General features: G+C 70.4%; 13 protein-coding genes and 1 pseudogene. 5 read left to right on the top strand and 9 right to left on the bottom strand.

Annotation, left to right across the window (positions count from 1 at the left end; genetic code table 11):
- Window positions 1-11 precede the first annotated feature (11 nt).
- Entirely contained in the window at window positions 12-845 is an 834-nt protein-coding gene (locus EDD90_RS57060) for a hypothetical protein (RefSeq protein ID WP_260327761.1), read from the bottom strand.
- A 636-nt stretch (window positions 846-1,481) separates the two neighbouring features.
- Between EDD90_RS57060 and EDD90_RS09665 the strand changes: the two genes are divergently transcribed.
- From EDD90_RS09665 to EDD90_RS58940, 3 genes and pseudogenes are all read left to right on the top strand, one after another.
- On the top strand, window positions 1,482-1,925 hold the full coding sequence (locus tag EDD90_RS09665; protein ID WP_123972668.1) for a hypothetical protein: 444 nt from the start codon (window positions 1,482-1,484) through the stop codon (window positions 1,923-1,925).
- 25 nt (window positions 1,926-1,950) lie between these two features.
- Complete coding sequence (locus EDD90_RS55230) at window positions 1,951-2,256, top strand: hypothetical protein (protein WP_185149008.1); 306 nt, start codon at window positions 1,951-1,953, stop codon at window positions 2,254-2,256.
- Window positions 2,162-3,145 (top strand): annotated as a pseudogene (locus EDD90_RS58940) (transposase); the annotation flags it as partial. The gene EDD90_RS55230 and the pseudogene EDD90_RS58940, both read left to right, overlap by 95 nt.
- 43 nt (window positions 3,146-3,188) lie before the next feature.
- On the opposite strand, the gene EDD90_RS09655 reads toward EDD90_RS58940, so the two are convergent.
- From EDD90_RS09655 to EDD90_RS09620, 8 genes are all read right to left on the bottom strand, one after another.
- Complete coding sequence (locus tag EDD90_RS09655) at window positions 3,189-4,166, bottom strand: aldo/keto reductase (RefSeq protein ID WP_185149007.1); 978 nt, start codon at window positions 4,164-4,166, stop codon at window positions 3,189-3,191.
- Between the two features lie 149 nt (window positions 4,167-4,315).
- Window positions 4,316-5,308, bottom strand: a complete 993-nt coding sequence (locus tag EDD90_RS09650; RefSeq protein ID WP_123972666.1) for a UTP--glucose-1-phosphate uridylyltransferase — start codon at window positions 5,306-5,308, stop codon at window positions 4,316-4,318.
- Window positions 5,309-5,362: 54 nt separating this feature from the next.
- Complete coding sequence (locus EDD90_RS09645; protein ID WP_123972665.1) at window positions 5,363-6,355, bottom strand: lysylphosphatidylglycerol synthase domain-containing protein; 993 nt, start codon at window positions 6,353-6,355, stop codon at window positions 5,363-5,365.
- Entirely contained in the window at window positions 6,352-7,374 is a 1,023-nt protein-coding gene (locus EDD90_RS09640) for a glycosyltransferase (protein ID WP_123972664.1), read from the bottom strand. The genes EDD90_RS09645 and EDD90_RS09640 overlap by 4 nt, the downstream gene beginning before the upstream one ends.
- A gap of 25 nt (window positions 7,375-7,399) precedes the next feature.
- A complete protein-coding gene (locus tag EDD90_RS09635) occupies window positions 7,400-8,611 on the bottom strand; it encodes an endonuclease/exonuclease/phosphatase family protein (protein WP_123972663.1) in 1,212 nt (403 codons plus the stop codon).
- Complete coding sequence (locus tag EDD90_RS09630) at window positions 8,608-9,690, bottom strand: glycosyltransferase family 2 protein (RefSeq protein ID WP_123972662.1); 1,083 nt, start codon at window positions 9,688-9,690, stop codon at window positions 8,608-8,610. Before EDD90_RS09630 ends, EDD90_RS09635 begins: the two co-directional genes overlap by 4 nt.
- Window positions 9,691-9,744: 54 nt before the next feature.
- Complete coding sequence (locus tag EDD90_RS09625) at window positions 9,745-10,752, bottom strand: UbiA prenyltransferase family protein (protein WP_185149006.1); 1,008 nt, start codon at window positions 10,750-10,752, stop codon at window positions 9,745-9,747.
- A gap of 101 nt (window positions 10,753-10,853) precedes the next feature.
- Window positions 10,854-11,879, bottom strand: coding sequence for an NAD(P)-dependent oxidoreductase (locus EDD90_RS09620; RefSeq protein ID WP_260327760.1), 1,026 nt, complete (start codon window positions 11,877-11,879; stop codon window positions 10,854-10,856).
- 690 nt (window positions 11,880-12,569) lie between these two features.
- Here EDD90_RS09620 and EDD90_RS09615 point away from each other — a divergent pair.
- Together EDD90_RS09615 and EDD90_RS09610 are read left to right on the top strand one after the other, a co-directional pair.
- Entirely contained in the window at window positions 12,570-13,598 is a 1,029-nt protein-coding gene (locus EDD90_RS09615; RefSeq protein ID WP_185149005.1) for a helix-turn-helix transcriptional regulator, read from the top strand.
- Between the two features lie 508 nt (window positions 13,599-14,106).
- Window positions 14,107-15,078, top strand: a complete 972-nt coding sequence (locus tag EDD90_RS09610) for a ribose-phosphate diphosphokinase (protein ID WP_123972659.1) — start codon at window positions 14,107-14,109, stop codon at window positions 15,076-15,078.
- The last annotated feature ends 1,141 nt before the right edge of the window (window positions 15,079-16,219 follow it).

Here is a 16,219-nt window from a genome sequence, read left to right as displayed (position 1 = left end):
TGGGCCACTCCTCAAGTGCCAGGCCGGGGGGGGTACTGAGTGGTACGGGAACGGGACAGCACAGCGGTGCCCACGCGCCGGTGGGGACTGCCCAGGGTCAGGTACCAGGTGGAGCCTTCACGGCCGTGTCCCACCCGCAGACGCCGCAGCCAGCCCTGGGGCCTGAGGATGGTCTCGTAGACGACCCGTAGGGTTGTCCGGGAGATCCCGGCCTCCTCGGCGGCTTGCCGCTCGCTGGCGTGGTGCAGCGGGCCGCCGGCGGTCTCGGCGAAGTTCAGATGTGCTCGCAGGACCCGCAGCGCGGTCCTGGCCCGCTCGCCGCGCCACGGTGTGGTCTCGATGCGGTCCCGCAGGGCTGCCAGTACCTCGTAGGCGTGGTCCCGGGAACCGAGCACCATGCTGGTGCTCACGGTCTGCACAGCGCTGGCCCATACCCTGTGGATGTAGTCCAGCGCACGCGCCTGCCCGGAGCGCAGGGCGATGTTCTGGGCGTGGCGGCCGCCTTCGTGGTCGGGGTGCAGCAGCAGTCGGGTCAGCTGCTCGACGCTTCCGCCGGCGCGGGCCACGTGGCAGGCGATGGCTGCGGTGATCCGGTGACCGTGCTCCGATATGCCCTGGCGGTCGCCGCGCAGGGTCACCGTGCGGCCGTCGGGGCTGAGCCTGCTGTAACTTCCGGCCGCGTAGCGGCCGGTGAGGTCGCCGAGCAGGACCAGGTCGGCGGCGGGCTTGGGGAGGGAGGCGAGTCCCTGCAGCGTGGTGTGGCTGCCTGTGGTTGCCTCTGGTGGGGAAAAATCCGGACGTGAAGCCGACGGGGAGTAGTGCGGGTGGGCTGTGGGGTGTGGCATTCTGGGGTCGTCCCAAGGACATGGATGCCACCGCGGACCTCTAAATCAGAGGTGGCGTCCGGAACCGACCTCCAATCGGTGCCAGCGAAGCCTCCAGGATTGCCGTCCTGGGGGCTTTCGTACGCTCTGGCACCTGTCGGAGGCAGGCGTCCCCATCGCGGCTCGACCGGAGACGACCGAGAGGCCTGTCAGAGTCGCCACCCTGGATCCGTACCGGTCAACGCCGGTCGCTCAAAGGGCAGTTTGGGAGGCTGATGCCTCTGACTGCCTCTGAGCGACCCGGGTCGAACCGGGGTCGAATCAGAGCGGATTCCTCTGACTGCCTCCGATCGCCTCTGCAACCCGACCTAGCAGGTCACAGCCGTTCCGGCCCCAGTAAGCCCAGGTCAGAGGGGTGCGTCGGAATTACCACGAGTTCGCGGCCTTTGGTCTCCAGGGGCCTCGTATGCGCAGGTCAACGCCCGGATGGGGTGCCTTGTTGGGGGTCCGGGTCGAATCCGGGTCGAATTGGATTGGCGATTATTTGAGTATTCGGTAATTCGTCTCGACTTTCGCAGTTTTCGCAGGGTCGCTCGGGTGGGTGTGACTGGTGGCGTTCGGCTCTTGGTTGCTTGGCGCTGGCCGTAGGGTGCGGTTGTGGATGAGTTGCTTGTTGCGCGGGTGCGGCTCCTTGATCAGCAGGGTCGGTCGGTGAAGGCGATCGCCAGGGCGACTGGGATGAGCGCGGGAGACGTTGTCGGGGTGCTGAATGGCGCGGTCGTGGCCTCGGGGCCGGGTCGTGGCGAGCCTCGTTGCTGGGTGAACGCCGGCTGGAGCCGCAGTGTGGATCTTGAGAGTGCGCCGCAGTGGGCGGGCCTTGATCCCGGGGCTTCCGACGCGGAGGAGGTGCGCGGACTGGTGGCGGTACTCGTCGCCGCGGACAGCACGCGCTCCACGAAGGCGCAGGTCGCGGGGTTCCTCCTGGACGTGTGGTGTCTGGGGGTGAAAAATGCGCTCGCTCCGGAGCCGATGAGTGAGTGCGTTGTGGCAAAGGGAGTCCCTGCTCATCGAACAGGGACTCCCTTTGCCACAACGCACTGAGAGTCGGCTGGCTGGGCATCGGGGGTTGTACTTCAGCGCCTTCGAGGGGCATGTGCAGGTTCCGGCCGACCTCGCCCGTGCTCTGGTGTTCGGGGCTGCCGACTACGCGCGCGGCTTCGGGTTTGCACCCGAGGGAGAGGTCGCTGAGGAGTTCACGGAGGCTGCCGTGCTGCTTGGCGAGCCTGCGGGTCCCAGCCCTATCGGCTTTGGCCGGGAGGGCAAGCCCCTCTTCGTCAATGGCCCCTACGACGATCCCGAGGCGGTCTTGCGGACGCTGCGGCGCGCGGTCGGCGACGACGGTTTCCACTTCGAGGTCGCCTTCCCCGAGTAGCCGTCGCGGCGGCGTCGCTTGTTCGGGCCGCGCTGATAGCGGTCGGCGCGCGGGAGCCGAACGGCGGTTCCCACCCGGGCGGGTGACGGACCGGCTGTTCGCACCCGCGGCGGGCCAGTGCGTCAACAGCATCGGCGTTGTGGCGACCGCGCCCGGGGAGGGGAAGCCGATGCCCGCGAGTCCGACGGTGCCGGCGTCGCTGCTGGCGGTGCTGGGGAAACTACGCGTGTTCACCGCGCCGGGGTTCACGACGTTCACCGCGATGGTGACGGGGCTGGTCGCGCAGACCGGGGCCGGCACGGTGACCGGGATGCTGACCGGGGCGGGACTGGCCCGCGCCTGGCCGCACGACCGGGCCCATGCCTTCTTCTCCCGGACGCGCTGGAACGTCGAGATCCTGGGGATCGTGCTGGCCCATCTGATCGTCAGAACGCTGCTGCCGCAGGGCGCGGCGATCACGGTCGCGGTCGACGACACCTTGTTCAAGCGGAGCGGGAAGAAGGTGTTCGGTGTCGCGTGGCAGCACGATGGTGCCGCCAGGGGCCCGAAGCCGGTCGGGCGTGGAACGTGCTTCGTGGTGGTCGGGATCGTCGTGGAACTGCCGTTCCTCACCCGGCCGGTGTGCCTGCCGGTGATGGCCCGGCTGTGGCGGCCGAAGACCGGACCGTCGAAGGTCGAACTCGCCGCGTCGATGGTGAAACTGCTGGCCGTGTGCCTGAACCGGCCCCTGCACGTGGTGGCGGACGCCGCCTACCACGGCAGGGCCCTGCGCCACCTGCCCGAGGCGATCACCCTCACCACCCGGCTGCCGGCCAGCGCCGTGCTGTTCGACCTCGCACCGCCGCCCACCGGCCCACGGCATCCGGGTGCATCCCGAGCCGGTCCGGCAGACCCCGACGGCCGCCACCCGGTGACCGGGCCGGTGCCCCGGCTCAGCGGCCCAGCAAGGCGTCGATCTCGCTCAGCTCACCGGCGGTCAGCGGGGCCCGGCCGAGGGCATCGGCGTTCTCCTCGATCTGTGCGACGGTGCGGAAGCCGGGGATGGGCACCGTGTGCGGGCTGCGCGCCCAGATCCACGCCAGGGCGCCCTGGACCAGGGAGCGTCCGTCCGAGGTCAGGATCTCGCGCACGGCGTCACGGCGCTTGAGCCATTCGCCAGCCGGGGCGCCGTCGGCGAAGTACCGCATCCATGGCGGTGCCTCGTCGCCCCGTACGTCGTCCTGGGCGAGTCGGGTGTCACCGGTGTACTTCTCGCTGAGCAGCCCCATGGCCAGCGGACTGCGGTTGACGCTGGCCCAGTTGTGCTCGGCGACCAGGCGCAGCATGTCCGGCGCGTCGCTCAGCACGTTCAACTCGTGCTGGACGGCGGCGAAATGGGGACCGGCCAGCGCGGTGGGCAGGGCCGGATCGTCCGTGCTCCACCCGTAGTGGCGGATCTTGCCCGCCGCGACCAGGTCCTCCAGCGCGCCCTGCATCTCCTGTGCTTGCTCGGCGGAGGCGCCGCCCAGATGCCACTGGTAGAGGTCGACGCGGTCGGTGCCGAGCCGGGTCAACGACGCCTCGAGAGCGTGCCGGACATGAGCCGGGCCCGGATCCTCGCCCGTGATCCGGCGGCTGCCCTCGTCGAAGACGTTGCCCCACTTGGTGGCGATCAGCACATCGTCGCGGTGGCCGGCCAGGGCCGCGCCCAGGATGCGCTCGCTGTGCCCGGTGCCGTAGACGTCGGAGGTGTCGAAGAAGCGGATACCCAGATCCACGGCCCGGCGCACCGCCCGGGTGGACTCCGTGTCGTCCACCTTGCCCCAGCCGACCGGGGTGTCACCGGCCTGGAATGGACCGCCGATGGCCCAGCACCCCATGCCCAGGGGTGGAATGGCGGTGTCGCCGATCAGGCGGTGCGCTTGCGTCATCTTGGCTCCAAACAGGTGAGAAAACCCCTGGTACCGGGGCAGCATGGAAGAACGTGGGACGGGCCGTCGGACGGATTGGTGGGCAGCGAAGCCTGGCCGGTGGGACGGGCGCAACACAGTGTGGGGGGTAGTACGCCGAGCGGAGACCGTTATTGGCCACGGCCGGTGGCGGAGAGGGGTCCGGCCGGCAGCCCCGGGCGCGGCGCCCGGGCCCGTCCGAGGGCCCCCTGCAGCGCCCCGGCCAGGCTCGGCTCTATCATGCAGGAAGTGACGTAGGCGGTCAGCCACTCACTGAACTCCGGCCCCAACTCTGGGTGATCGCATGCGAGTTGCACCACCGAGCGCAGGTAGTTGTGGCGGTCGCCGGTATCGTAGCGGCGGCCGGAGAAGACCACGCCGTGCACGGAGCCGCCGGCCGCCAGCGTCTCCAGGGCGTCCGTCAGCTGGATCTCGCCGCCGTGCCCGGGGCCCAGCCGCTCCAGTACGCCGAAGACCTCGGGCTGGAGCACATAGCGGCCGATGACCGCGTAGTTGCTGGGCTGGGTGCCGGGCCGCGGCTTCTCCACCAGGCCGGTAACGCGCACGACGTCGCCGCCGTCGGCCCCGGCGATCCGGGCGCAGCCGTACAGGTGGGTCTGGGCGGGATCGACCTCCATGAGGGCGATGACGCTGCCGCCCATGGCGTGCCGCACGTCGAGCATCCGGCGCAGCAGGGCGTCCCGGGGGTCGATGAGGTCGTCGCCGAGGAGGACCGCGAAGGGCTCGTCACCGATGTGGGAGCGAGCGCAGAGTACCGCGTGGCCCAGGCCGCGGGGCGACTTCTGCCGGACGTAGTGCAGGGTGCCGAGTTCGCTGCTGGCGCGGACCTTGGCGAGTTTGTCACGGTCACCGCGCTGCGCGAGGACGGACTCGAGTTCGAAGTTGTGGTCGAAGTGGTCCTCGAGGGAGTGTTTGTTGCGGCCGGTGATCATCAGCACGTCGGCGAGGCCCGCGGCGGCGGCCTCCTCGACGACGTACTGGATGGCCGGCTTGTCGACGACCGGCAGCATCTCCTTCGGAGTGGACTTCGTCATCGGCAGGAACCGGGTACCGAGGCCGGCGGCGGGGACGACGGCCTTGGTGACGGGGGGATGCGCGAACATGCGTACCTCTCTCGTGGGGGAGGGGAGCGGCTGGGAGGGGGAGACGTGCCCGGCTCAGACTTCGGAGGGGGCCGAGGGAGTCAGGCCCGCGGTGCGCTCAGGGCCGTCCGGGACCGGGCGCAGCCCGCGGCGTGCCAGCAGCGCCGCGGCGGCGAGTCCGGCGAGCGAACCGGAGACCTCGGCGAGGGTGCACGCCAGCCGGCTGACGACGACGGCCGTCACGGTCTGCTGGGTGGTCAGGACAGGAGCGAGCGCCAGGGTCAGCACGACCTCGCGGATCCCGGCGCCGTCCGGGACCACCAGCACGAGCATCCCGGCGGCGGAGGCCAGGGCGAAGCCGCCCACGCACAGCAGTATGGTGTGGGCATCCAGCGGACCGCTCAAGACGGCCACGATCAGCACCAGATGGAGGCCGCCGACCGCCCAGGACACCACCTGCACGGCGATCGAGCGACGCAGCAGCCCCTCCGAGAACAGAGCCTGTGGCGGCGGCCTGCGCAGCACCCGAGCGATCGCCCGGGCCAGCATCAGCACCAGCCGGGGCCGGTGCAGCAGCACGCCGAGCAGCGCTAGCCCGAGGACGAGCACGACAGCGGAGTGGTCCAAGACGGCCGGTGCCGCGGCGATGCCCACCACGCCCGCGGTCAGCAGCACCAGCGCCGAGTTCAGCGCGTACGCGGCGATCATGCGGGCCGCGGGCACACCGCTGGCCCGCCCGGTGTGGACGCTGGCCAGACCGCTCCAGAACGGGCCGGGCAGGTACTTGCCCAGCATCGCGGCGCCGTAGATCCGCATCGTGGGCCCGGCGCCGAGCGGATGGCCCAGACCGCTGAGCAGACTGCGCCAGGCCGTCATGCCGAGGGTCAGCCCGGCCAGGTCGAGCGCGGCGGCGCCGGCGAGTACGGCGGGCGCGTCGCCGCGGGCCAGGAAGTCTGCGACCCCGTCGGTGGAGTCGCCCAGCGCCCGGTACATGCCGTAGCCGGCGGCGACGACGAACGCGGTCATGACGACGGCCCGCAGGGCCCGGCGGCGGGACAGTGAGGTCATCCGGTCTCACCGCCCAACCTGGCCGGTTCCGGCCGGCGGCGTGCTGTCGGGGTGCCGAAGTCGGTGAAGACCATCCGCACGACGCCCCAGAGCGCCCCCAGACCGATGGTCATGTTGACGAGCAGGTGGCACAGCAGGAAGAACGGCAAGAAGCCGGACCCGCGGTGGCGGCGCACCACGCCGAGCAGCCCGGGATCGGAGAAGACGAAGCCGGTCAGTGCCGCGAGCGGCGCCAGCGCCCACCAGGGACCCGCGGCGACCAGCGGCAGCGTCACCAGGGTGAGCATCGCCGTGGCGACACCACCGGTGGTGTTGACCCGCAGCGCGCCCTCCTTGCGGCGGTGCGCGGCGCCGAACGGCACCAGGAACTGCGAGCGTCGGAAGGACTCGCGCAGCATGCGGCCCATCCTCGACTCCTCGTCGTGCCGGGCGACGATCCGGTCGGTCAGCAGGATGCGGTACTTGGCGGAGAGCCGGTCGCTGTACTCCACATCCTCCGCGTCGCGCAGGGTCGTGTCGAAGCCGCCGACCTCGTCGAAGACCCGGCGCGGCATCGCGGTGGCGACGAAGATGACGGTGGAGGTCTCGCCCAGCGCTTTGGTGCGCCAGTGGTGGGCGTGCAGGGTGCGATACCACTCGACGGGGCCGTCGTCGATGAGCGGTTCCGGGGCGAATACGCCGTGCACACAGCCGAGTCCGGGGTCCTCGGTGAGGAGGCGCACGGCCTCCGCCACGGCATCCGGCGCGATGGTCTCGTCGGAGTCGAGAAAGAACAGGATGTCGCCGCTGCTGGCCGCCACGGCGGCGTTGCGGGCGGCGGACACCCCGCCGTTGGGGTTGAGGTGCAGCACGGTGCAGGGGAACTCGGCGGCGATTTCCCGCGAGGCGTCCGTGCTGTTGTCGTCGGCCACGATCACCTCGTGCAGAGGATATTCCTGGTCGAAGACGGACTCCAGACAGAGCCGCAGGGTCTTGGCGTAGTTGTAGTTGGGGATGACGACCGAGACGGTGGGTTGCACGAGGCTGGACCTTTCGATTCGGTGCCTACTGACCGGCGGGGTCGACGGTGAACGACATGACCTGGGCGCGGTGGTCGGAGAGCCCGCCCATCGGGTCGATGCGGTAGCGGTCGGTGGTGATCGGGCCGTCGGTGAAGGCCCAGTCGAGCCGCCACAGGGCGACGGCCTGGTTGTTCCAGCTGGCCGGGTAGAGGCTGTCCCCGGCGTCGGCGGCGTCGTGCAGCATGCCGCGCAGGGTTCGCAGGTCTCCCATCGCCGGGCTGGTGTTGAAGTCACCGGCCACCAGGAGCGGCCCATGGTTGGCCCGCAGCTCGGCGGTCAACCCCGCGAACTGGGCCTTCCGGGCACGTTCGTTGGCGTGCATCAACCGGTACAGCCGGCCGCTGAGCGGGCTGACGCCGAGGTCCACCTGGACCGGGACATGGACGTTGTACAGCGACACGGTCCGGCCGGCCACCCGAACGTCGGTGCGCAGCACCTTGTCCTCCTGGAACTCGGTCTGCCAGTTTGTGGACCTGTTCTCGGTGGCCGCGCCGGGTCCCACCAGGCGTTCGGCGACCACCGGGAGGCGGGAGAGGGTGACCAGTTCACCGCGTATGCCGATGTGATAGCCCGTGAAGTAGTGGCGAAGTTCGGCGAGTTCGTCGACGGGCAGGATGGTCGCCCCGTCGTTGTGCGTGGTGATGTACTCCTGCAACAGGTACACGTCCGCCCGCTGCGCCCGGATGGTGCGGTAGAAGCGGTCTCGGTCGGAGCCGCTGCCCCAGTACTGGGTGTTCCAGGAGACGACCCGGAGGTTCGGAGTGCCGGACGCCGGATCATGGAACAGCACCCGCCACTGGAGCCCGCCCGAGTTCCAGCCGAGCACCAGGGAGAGTGCGGCGGCGGCCACGGCCGTCCAGGTGACCCGGCGCGGCGGAGCGGACCGCCGCAGCCGGCCGGCCAGCGCGACGGCGGCCAGCAGCAGCGGCACGGTCAGGTAGAGGAACGGCGGCGCCAGATCCGGCAGGAGCATCGGCCACCAGCGCCCGGAGAGCACCGTGTGGACCAGGACCGCGACGAGCCACAGGACGGTGACTGTCTGGGACCAGTGCACCCGGCGGAGCCGACGGACCGCGCGCCGGACCGGCCCGGGGCCGCCGGACACGGCGTCGGGCGCGGCCGGGTCGTCGCGCGTGGGCATCCTCGGCCCGGTCACGCCGGGGACGACCGGTCCGTCGGTGAGAGGCTCGGTCACGGCATCACCACCCCGCCCGTCCCGCCTATGGAACCGTCCCGGGCCGACGGCACGTCCCGGGACTCTTCGGGCTCGGTCTCCCGCTCGTACAGCCGGCGGAACCGCGGCGAGACGAGCCAGTGCGCCGTGCCGAACAGGACGGCGGTGGCGACGGTGACGTTGAAGACCAGCAGCACGCCGAAGAACGCGGGCAGGAACAGCAGGCCCTTGCGCCGCGCGACGAAGGCGTACATGCCCAGGTCGCAGAGGACGACAGCGGTGAACGCTGCGGCAGGCAACAGCCAGCCGAGTGGCCCGAGCAGCAGCGGCGCGCACAGCAGCAGGACGGCGACCAGGCCGAGCAGCGCGGCCCAGGACCGTGCCATGGTCTCGAACCCCTCGGCGTGCCGCTTGCGCTGGGCGTACAGCGGGACGCGCAACCGGCCTCGCACGAACATCTTGCGAATCAGGGCGAACAGTTCGTGGTCGTCGTCGTGCGCGCCGCGCATGCGGTTGGTCAGCCGTATCTCGTAGCGTTGGGACAGCCGCTCGCCGAAGTCGACCTCTTCGGTCTGCCGCAGCTGCGGGTTGAAGCCGCCGATCTCGTGGAAGATCTCGGCGCGCATCGCGCAGATGGCGGAGATGAGGAAGCTGACCGAACCCTCGGAGTCGTAGCGCCAGTAGTAGGCCTGGAGGCAGCGGGCCTCTTCCACGAGGCTGTCGCGGATGAGCGGTTCGGGTTCGTACATGCCGCAGACCGCGCCCAGCTCCGGGTCGGCCAGCAGCTGCTCCACGGCCTCGGTGATCGCGCCCTGGGCGAGGGCGACGTCGGAGTCGAGGAACATCAGGATCTCGCCGGAGGCGTGCTCGACGCCGAGGTTGCGGGCGACCGCGGAGCCGCCGTTGGCCGGCGTGCTCAGCACGGTGATGCCGGAGATCGCCCGGGCGGTGGCCAGGGAGTCGTCGGTACTGCAGTCGTCGACGACGATGATCTCCTTGTCCGGATAGTCCTGCTCGAGCGCGGAGCGGATGGACAGGCCCAGAGTGCGGCTGTAGTTGTAGTTCGGGATGATCACGGACACCAGCGGTGCGCCGGACATGGCGGTGCCTTTCTCAGAAGCGGTGGTCGGTGCGGGGCGGACGGCCTGTCGGCGTCAGGCCGGGGCGGGCAGTAGCACGATCACTACGGCCCATAGCAGTCCCACGGCCATCAGCACCCGGTCGCTGAGCAGCAGTCGGACCGGGTCGCCGCCACCGCCGTGGACGAGGACGGCCTGGAGGTAGCGGAACAGCGCGAAGATCGCGCACGGCACCGTCACCAGGATCAGCGCGACCGCCGCCGGGTGGGACGGTGGGACGAACAGATGGACGACGTAGATCATCACCGACAGACTGGCGCTGACCACCACCATGTAGTCGAGCAGTTGGGTTGTGTAGCCGGTCAGCGCCGGGCGGTGCGCGCTGCCGCTCTCGCTCAGTTCGCGTCGGCGCTTGCCCAGGGCGAGCACCAGGCAGAGCGTGAAGACGCACATCAGCAGCCAGGCGGACGGCGTAAGGCCGGGCGCCAGGTAACCCTCGATGGCCCGCAGCACGAACCCGCCGGCGAGGGCGAACACGTCGACGATCGGCAGGTGCTTGAGGCGGAAGCTGTAGGCGACGTTGAGGGCTAGGTAGACCGGCACGGGCCAGTACCGGTCCACGCCGCCGAGCAGTACCCCGGCGGTCTGCACGGCGGCCAGCACACCGAGCGCCACGCAGGCGGCCCTGGCGCTCAACTCGCCTGCCGCGAGCGGCCGGTGGCGCTTGACGGGGTGCAGCCGGTCGCGTTCGCGGTCCACCAGGTCGTTGAGCACGTACACGCTCACCGAGGCAGTGATGAACAGGGCGACTGCGACGCCCACGGCACGCAGCGCCGACGGGGTCACCTGCCCGGTGAGCAGCACCGGCAGGGCGATGACGAAGATGTTCTTCACCCAGTGCTTGGGCCGGGCGAGCGCGACGAAGGCGCGTACCGGTCCCCGCCGGTACGGCAGGGGATCGGGCGGCAGCAGGTGCGGCGCGGGCGGCGCGGACACGCCGCCCGGCGGCGGGTCGACGGTGAGCTGCGAGGGTGCGGCGCCCTCGGTGAGGGAGAGGCGGGGGGCGGAATCCGCAGCGGACATGGCTCTCCTAGGAGTGGGAGGCGCGTCGTGAACGGTGGTCCGGGAGGGAGGAGGCGTCGGCGGGCGTGGCGCCGGCGGGCACCCGCGGCGGCCGGGTGCCATCAGAACAGGGCCTTGCCGAAGGAGAGGGCGCCCTGTTTCCAGGGCGCTCGGCTGGTCCGCCCGGTCGGGGCGCCGTGGCTGCGGGCGTGCTCGCGCCGCCACCAGTCGAAGGTACGCAGCAGCGCTTCGCGGTTGGAGTACCGGGGACGGAAGCCGAGCACCTCGGCCGCGCGCTCGGTGGAGACGTAACTGTCGACCTGGAGCTTCTGCAGCAGCCTGCCGTAGACGGGGGACAGCCCCGTGCGGCTGAGCACCTTGAGCACGGCCACGGCGGGTGCGGTCGGGAGGGCGACCACGCGCTTGCCGTGGCCCGCCGCGTCGAGCACGGACTGGAAATCCTGGCGCAGCGTGCGGAACTCGGTGGCGGCGATGTTGAACGCGGTGTTGACAGCGTTGTCGTCGGGGTGGGTCGCGGCGGCGGCGACCGCGTCGACCAGGTCGTCCACGTCGAGCATCTGGGAGCGCACGTCACCCCCGCCAAGCATGGGGAAGTGGTGGCCTTCGTCCGCCCATTCGAAGAGCATGGCGAACAGGCCGAGCCTGCCCGGGCCGACGAAGGTCTTGGCGCGCAACGCCGGTATCACCATGCCTTGCGCACGGAACTCGGCCACGACCTCCTCTGCTGCCGCCTTGGAGCGGCTGTAGGGGTCACAGGGCTGCGGCGGGTGCACCTCCGGCGTCGGCACGGTCCTGGGCACGCCGTACACGGCGGCGGAGGACAGGTGGATGACGCGGGGCACGTCCGCGTCTCGGCACCCGGTGAGCAGGGTGCGGGCGCCGTCCACGTTGATGGAGCGGATCTCGTGCTCGGCGTAGGTGGGCAGCGCGGTCGCGCTGTGCAGGACCAGGTCGGCTCCCCGCACCGCCTTGCCGACGGTGGCGGGGTCGCGGATGTCGCCCTCGATCCACTCCACGTCCGGGTGGGCGGCGGCGGGCGGGAGCAGGTCCAGGCCGACGACCTGACGGCCGTCCCGGACGAAGCGGTCGACCAGGGCGGTGCCGAGCATCCCGGCGGCCCCGGTCACGACGACGCGGCTCACCGCGCGCCGGCCGGGGTGGTGCGGGTGGTGGACAGGTGTCTGGCGGTCTGAGGGGCACTCCGCCGGCTTCGGACAGGGATCAGGGAACCGCACAAGCGGGACATGCAACACCTCTTCGTGGGGAGTGTGTCGTATGCGGGGAGTGGCAGTCCGGGAGCCTCGCGCAGGCACGACCTCGTTGCCGTGGGGGAGGGTGCTCCTCGCGACTGCCGCGCAGGAGAGGGCGGACGTCGCGGCGGGGGTCTGCCCGCGCCGACCGGCTGGGGCCTGCCCGGGGCGGCGGCGCTCGCATCGTTGCGAGGGGCCCGGGCGGGGGGTCCGCGGGTCACGTCCGTGTCGCGCTGTTCACTGGTCGGTGTACCGGTCAGTCGCCGGGTGCGCTGACGGCGCCGGGACGGAGCGCGGCACGGGCGCTCCGGCGCGGGCGGTCCGGACTACTGGCCGGTGGCCGGTGCGGTACCGGGCCGGGGACTGCCTCCCGGCCGGCCGCCCCAGGCGGTGTCGTGTGAGTCAGGGAATTCGCTCTTCAGACGGCAGGGAACACACATTGTGGAGACCCTTTGATCGACGGATGTCCTACGGATCATTGTTTCCGTCCCAAGTGAATGTACAGTGATCCTGGCTGCATCTTGATGCATGCAGCAAATTCCCTCACGGAACGGTAAAGAAATGTCAATGCTCGATTTTCAGGACGGGGAACTGGAGCGCATCGAGGCGCAGGTATACGAGCGGGCCCGACGGAGAGGAGGCATTGACGGGCGGGACGCGGCTCGGGAACTCGGTATTTCGGTTGAGGAGGCGGAGGAAGTACTGAAAAATTTACGATCTCTTCATCTGCTGCGTGCCGTCGGCGGTGCGGGTGTCCCCGCCGATGCCCCGGACGAACGGATGGAGGCGGTGCCCGTCGAACTGGCCTTCGGGCTGCTCTCCGGCGGCATGGAGCACTCGCTGCGGGAGGCGCTCGACTCCCTTGGGGCGGCACGGCGGGGTGTGGCCGGGCTGCGGGCGGTGTTCCAGACGCTCACCTTGGAGGGAGGGAACGGCGACGGACCGCTGCGCATCCCGGACACCGGTACGGTCAACGAGCTGATCGAGGAGGCCGCTTCAGCCTGCGTGGAGGAGGTGCTGACCTGTCAACCCGGTGGCGGGCGGCCGGCGGAACTGCTGAAGGAGGCGGTCGACCGCGACCTGTCGATGCTGGGCCGGGGCGTGCGCATGAAGGTGCTCTACCAGCACGCGGCCCGGCGGGACCGGCCCACCCAGGCGTACGTGGAGAAGGCGGTGGGCCACGGCGCACAAGTGCGCACCCTGGCGGATCTGCCGCCCCGTTTCATCGCCTTCGACCGCTCTGTCGCCTTCCTGGAGGACGAGGGGGCGGCGGACGGCGCGACCGTGGTGACACAGCCTTTGACGGTGCGTTTCCTCTGCCGCGTGTTCGACGTGGCGTGGACCCACGGAACGCCTTTCCGGTCGAGCGTGGAAAACAGCGCTGTGGCCGAGGGTATTCAGCGGTCGATCATCGGGATGCTGGCTGACGGTATGCGCGACGACATGATCGCGCGGCGCCTCGCGATATCACTGCGCACCTGCCGCAAGCACATATCCGAGATTATGCAGCGCTTTGAATCCGAGACACGTTTCCAGGCCGGATTCGCGATCCGTGAATACGTTGACGCGGAAGCCCTGGGAACACCCTCCGAATGAGGGTCCGGCCGGCTGCGACGGGGGTGATGCGGTTCTGGGCAAGGCGTGCCCCTGAGGTGCTGGGAGCGCTCCCATGACGAAGGCTGGATCTGTGTCCTCATTTCGGCAGGTCCGAGCGGGGGGCGGGGGCGCGCAACCGGGCACCACAATGGGGGCGTTGACGCGCTGCGGTGACACGGTAGCGCAACGGTATGGTCGTTGGCGACCGTGGATTCGGCGCCGGGGTGTGCGAGCCGGTCGCAGACGGAGGAGTAACCCGTGGGACACCGGGGGATACCTGGTGTTGTGCGGCCGGTGGGCCGGGCCCGGCGGCGGGCTGCGGACCACACACCCGGCGCCCCGACGGCGCGGGTGACCGCCGTGCGTTCTCACCCCGCCGGTCGATCGACGCCCCCGGCGCCCGTGCCCCTCCGGGGCGGTGCGGGGCGGGGCCCATGCGCCCGCACGGTGTCGACCGCCCCCTCCGTACCGCGTCACCGCGGTGCCGCACCGCTAGGAGACCTCTGCCGTGACCGGCTTCACGACCGGACAGCGAAAGCTGATGCTCTTCTCCGGCCGCGCCCACCCCGCCCTCGCTGAGGACGTCGCGCGCGAACTTGGCGTGCACGTCGTCCCCACCATCATCCGCGACTTCGCCAACGGCGAGATCTACGTCCGCTACGAGGAGTCCGTCCGTGGCGCCGACTGCTTCCTGATTCAGAGCCACACCGGTCCGGTGAACAAGTGGATCATGGAGCAGCTCGTCATGGTGGACGCCCTGAAGCGGGCGTCGGCACGCACCGTCACGCTCATCACCCCCTTCTACGGTTACGCACGGCAGGACAAGAAGCACATGGGCCGTGAACCGGTCTCCGCGCGGCTCGTCGCCGACCTGGTGCGCACCGCGGGTGCCGACCGCATCCTCGCGGTGGATCTGCACACCGACCAGATCCAGGGCTTCTTCGACGGCCCCGTCGACCATCTCTTCGCGCTGCCGACCCTCGCCGACCACGTCGCCGCGCGCTTCGACCCGGCCCGGCTGACCGTGGTCTCGCCGGACGCCGGACGGGTGCGGGTGGCGGACCGGTGGTGCGACCGGCTGGGGGCGCCGCTGGCGATCGTGCACAAACGCCGTGACAAGGAGGTGGCCCACCAGGTCACGGTGCACGAGGTGGTGGGCGAGGTGCGCGGCCGAATCTGCGTGCTGGTGGACGACATGGTCGACACCGGCGGCACGATCTGCGCCGCGGCGGACGCGCTGTTCGCGCATGGCGCCGAGGACGTCGTCGTGACCGCCACACACGGCGTGCTCTCCGAGCCGGCCGTCGACCGGCTGAAGAACTCGCGGGTCGGTGAGTTCGTCTTCACTGACACCCTGCCCGACCCGGGCGCCCTGGACCTGGACAAACTGACGGTGCTTTCCATCGCCCCGATGCTCGCGCACGCCATCCGTGAGATCTTCCAGGAAGGCTCCGTCACTGGCTTGTTCGAGAGTGTCTGACGGGCCGCAGGTCAGTGGCCCGCAGAAGTGCGAAACGTGGGTGGGTGACTCGCCGGCCTGTGAGGCCAAGCCCGGAACCAGCAAGCTATTTCCCGGCAGGCCCGGTGGGCCGCCGACACCCACGGACGCGTATCGACCGCTCCCAAAGGCCGGTTGTATTCCTCCGCAGCGAGTGGCAGGGGCGGGCGGTCACGGAAATTAGGAACAATTTCCACCACCGGCGGACGAGTTCTTGCGCTGTTAGCCCGGCATGAAATCGTTCGTTCTTTCCGGTGGCCTTCGACCGCGGTATCGAATCACCGATTCTCGGACCCTTCCGTGGCGCGCGGACGGAACCGGGGAAGGCGGTGAATGTCGCTGTGCCGGATTCCGTTTCCCGGTTTGGTGCCGCGGTCCGAGGAGCTTCCCGGTGTGGCCGTCGGGCCGATCCTGCCTGTAGTGACGGAACCGGCGCTCCACTAGGTGTATGAGGTGATCAGTTGCCCCGAATGCCTGGACCCGCTCGGACACCATCCCACCCCCGGCAGGCTTCATGAGCACTGCTGAAAGTGGGGGCAGCGCACCGCTGCGGGCTGTCCATGGACCGCGGCCATGCGGCAGCCCGGCAGCCGTGGATCGACGCATGCGACCTGCTCGCCCAGTCCCATACTGTCACCGAACGCGCCACCGGCACCCGCACCATACGCCCCACCGTAGAGGAACCGTCCGCCCGGTATGCCCGTCGAAGAAGACCACCGCCACCTGCGCCGTGCCCGCCGTGCACCGCGGTCCCACCCCGCCCGCGCGGGCCCAAGACCACCTCGGTCAAGGCCGGCCCCACCCCCAGCAGAGCGGTCGGCCACCACTAACGGCGCAGCCCGCGCGCCCTCGGACAACCCCTCAGGGCCCGGCTCCGGCGCGGTGGCGGTGGGGGTGAAGACTTCCCGCCGTATGCCCTATGTGCGTGCCTTCTCCGCCACCACCCTTGCCGGGGGCCAATGTTCGGCGGGGGATGACACGAAGACACCAGCCGATCCCCCGCCGGTGTCAGGTCATGGAGTAGCCGCCGCACCCCCGGAGCTTCCTCCGGCACGGTGCAGGCGGCCCTCACGCGAAACCTGTTGACGGCGTACTGACGCCGTCGAACGGACGGGCTTCCGTC

The sequence above is a fragment of the Streptomyces sp. Ag109_O5-1 genome, from assembly GCF_003814875.1.
Taxonomy (GTDB): domain Bacteria; phylum Actinomycetota; class Actinomycetes; order Streptomycetales; family Streptomycetaceae; genus Streptomyces; species Streptomyces sasae.
The sequence above is the reverse complement of the archived record's forward strand: the minus strand, read 5'-3'. Positions and strand labels throughout refer to the sequence as shown.

Coding starts and splice junctions, on each gene's coding strand:
- EDD90_RS09625 (WP_185149006.1), bottom strand. CDS start 10,752: ATGTCCGCTGCGGATTCCGCCCCCCGCCTCTCCCTCACCGAGGGCGCC.
- EDD90_RS09630 (WP_123972662.1), bottom strand. CDS start 9,690: ATGTCCGGCGCACCGCTGGTGTCCGTGATCATCCCGAACTACAACTAC.
- EDD90_RS09645 (WP_123972665.1), bottom strand. CDS start 6,355: ATGACCTCACTGTCCCGCCGCCGGGCCCTGCGGGCCGTCGTCATGACC.
- EDD90_RS57060 (WP_260327761.1), bottom strand. CDS start 845: ATGCCACACCCCACAGCCCACCCGCACTACTCCCCGTCGGCTTCACGT.
- EDD90_RS09655 (WP_185149007.1), bottom strand. CDS start 4,166: ATGACGCAAGCGCACCGCCTGATCGGCGACACCGCCATTCCACCCCTG.
- EDD90_RS09615 (WP_185149005.1), top strand. CDS start 12,570: ATGCTCGATTTTCAGGACGGGGAACTGGAGCGCATCGAGGCGCAGGTA.
- EDD90_RS09650 (WP_123972666.1), bottom strand. CDS start 5,308: ATGTTCGCGCATCCCCCCGTCACCAAGGCCGTCGTCCCCGCCGCCGGC.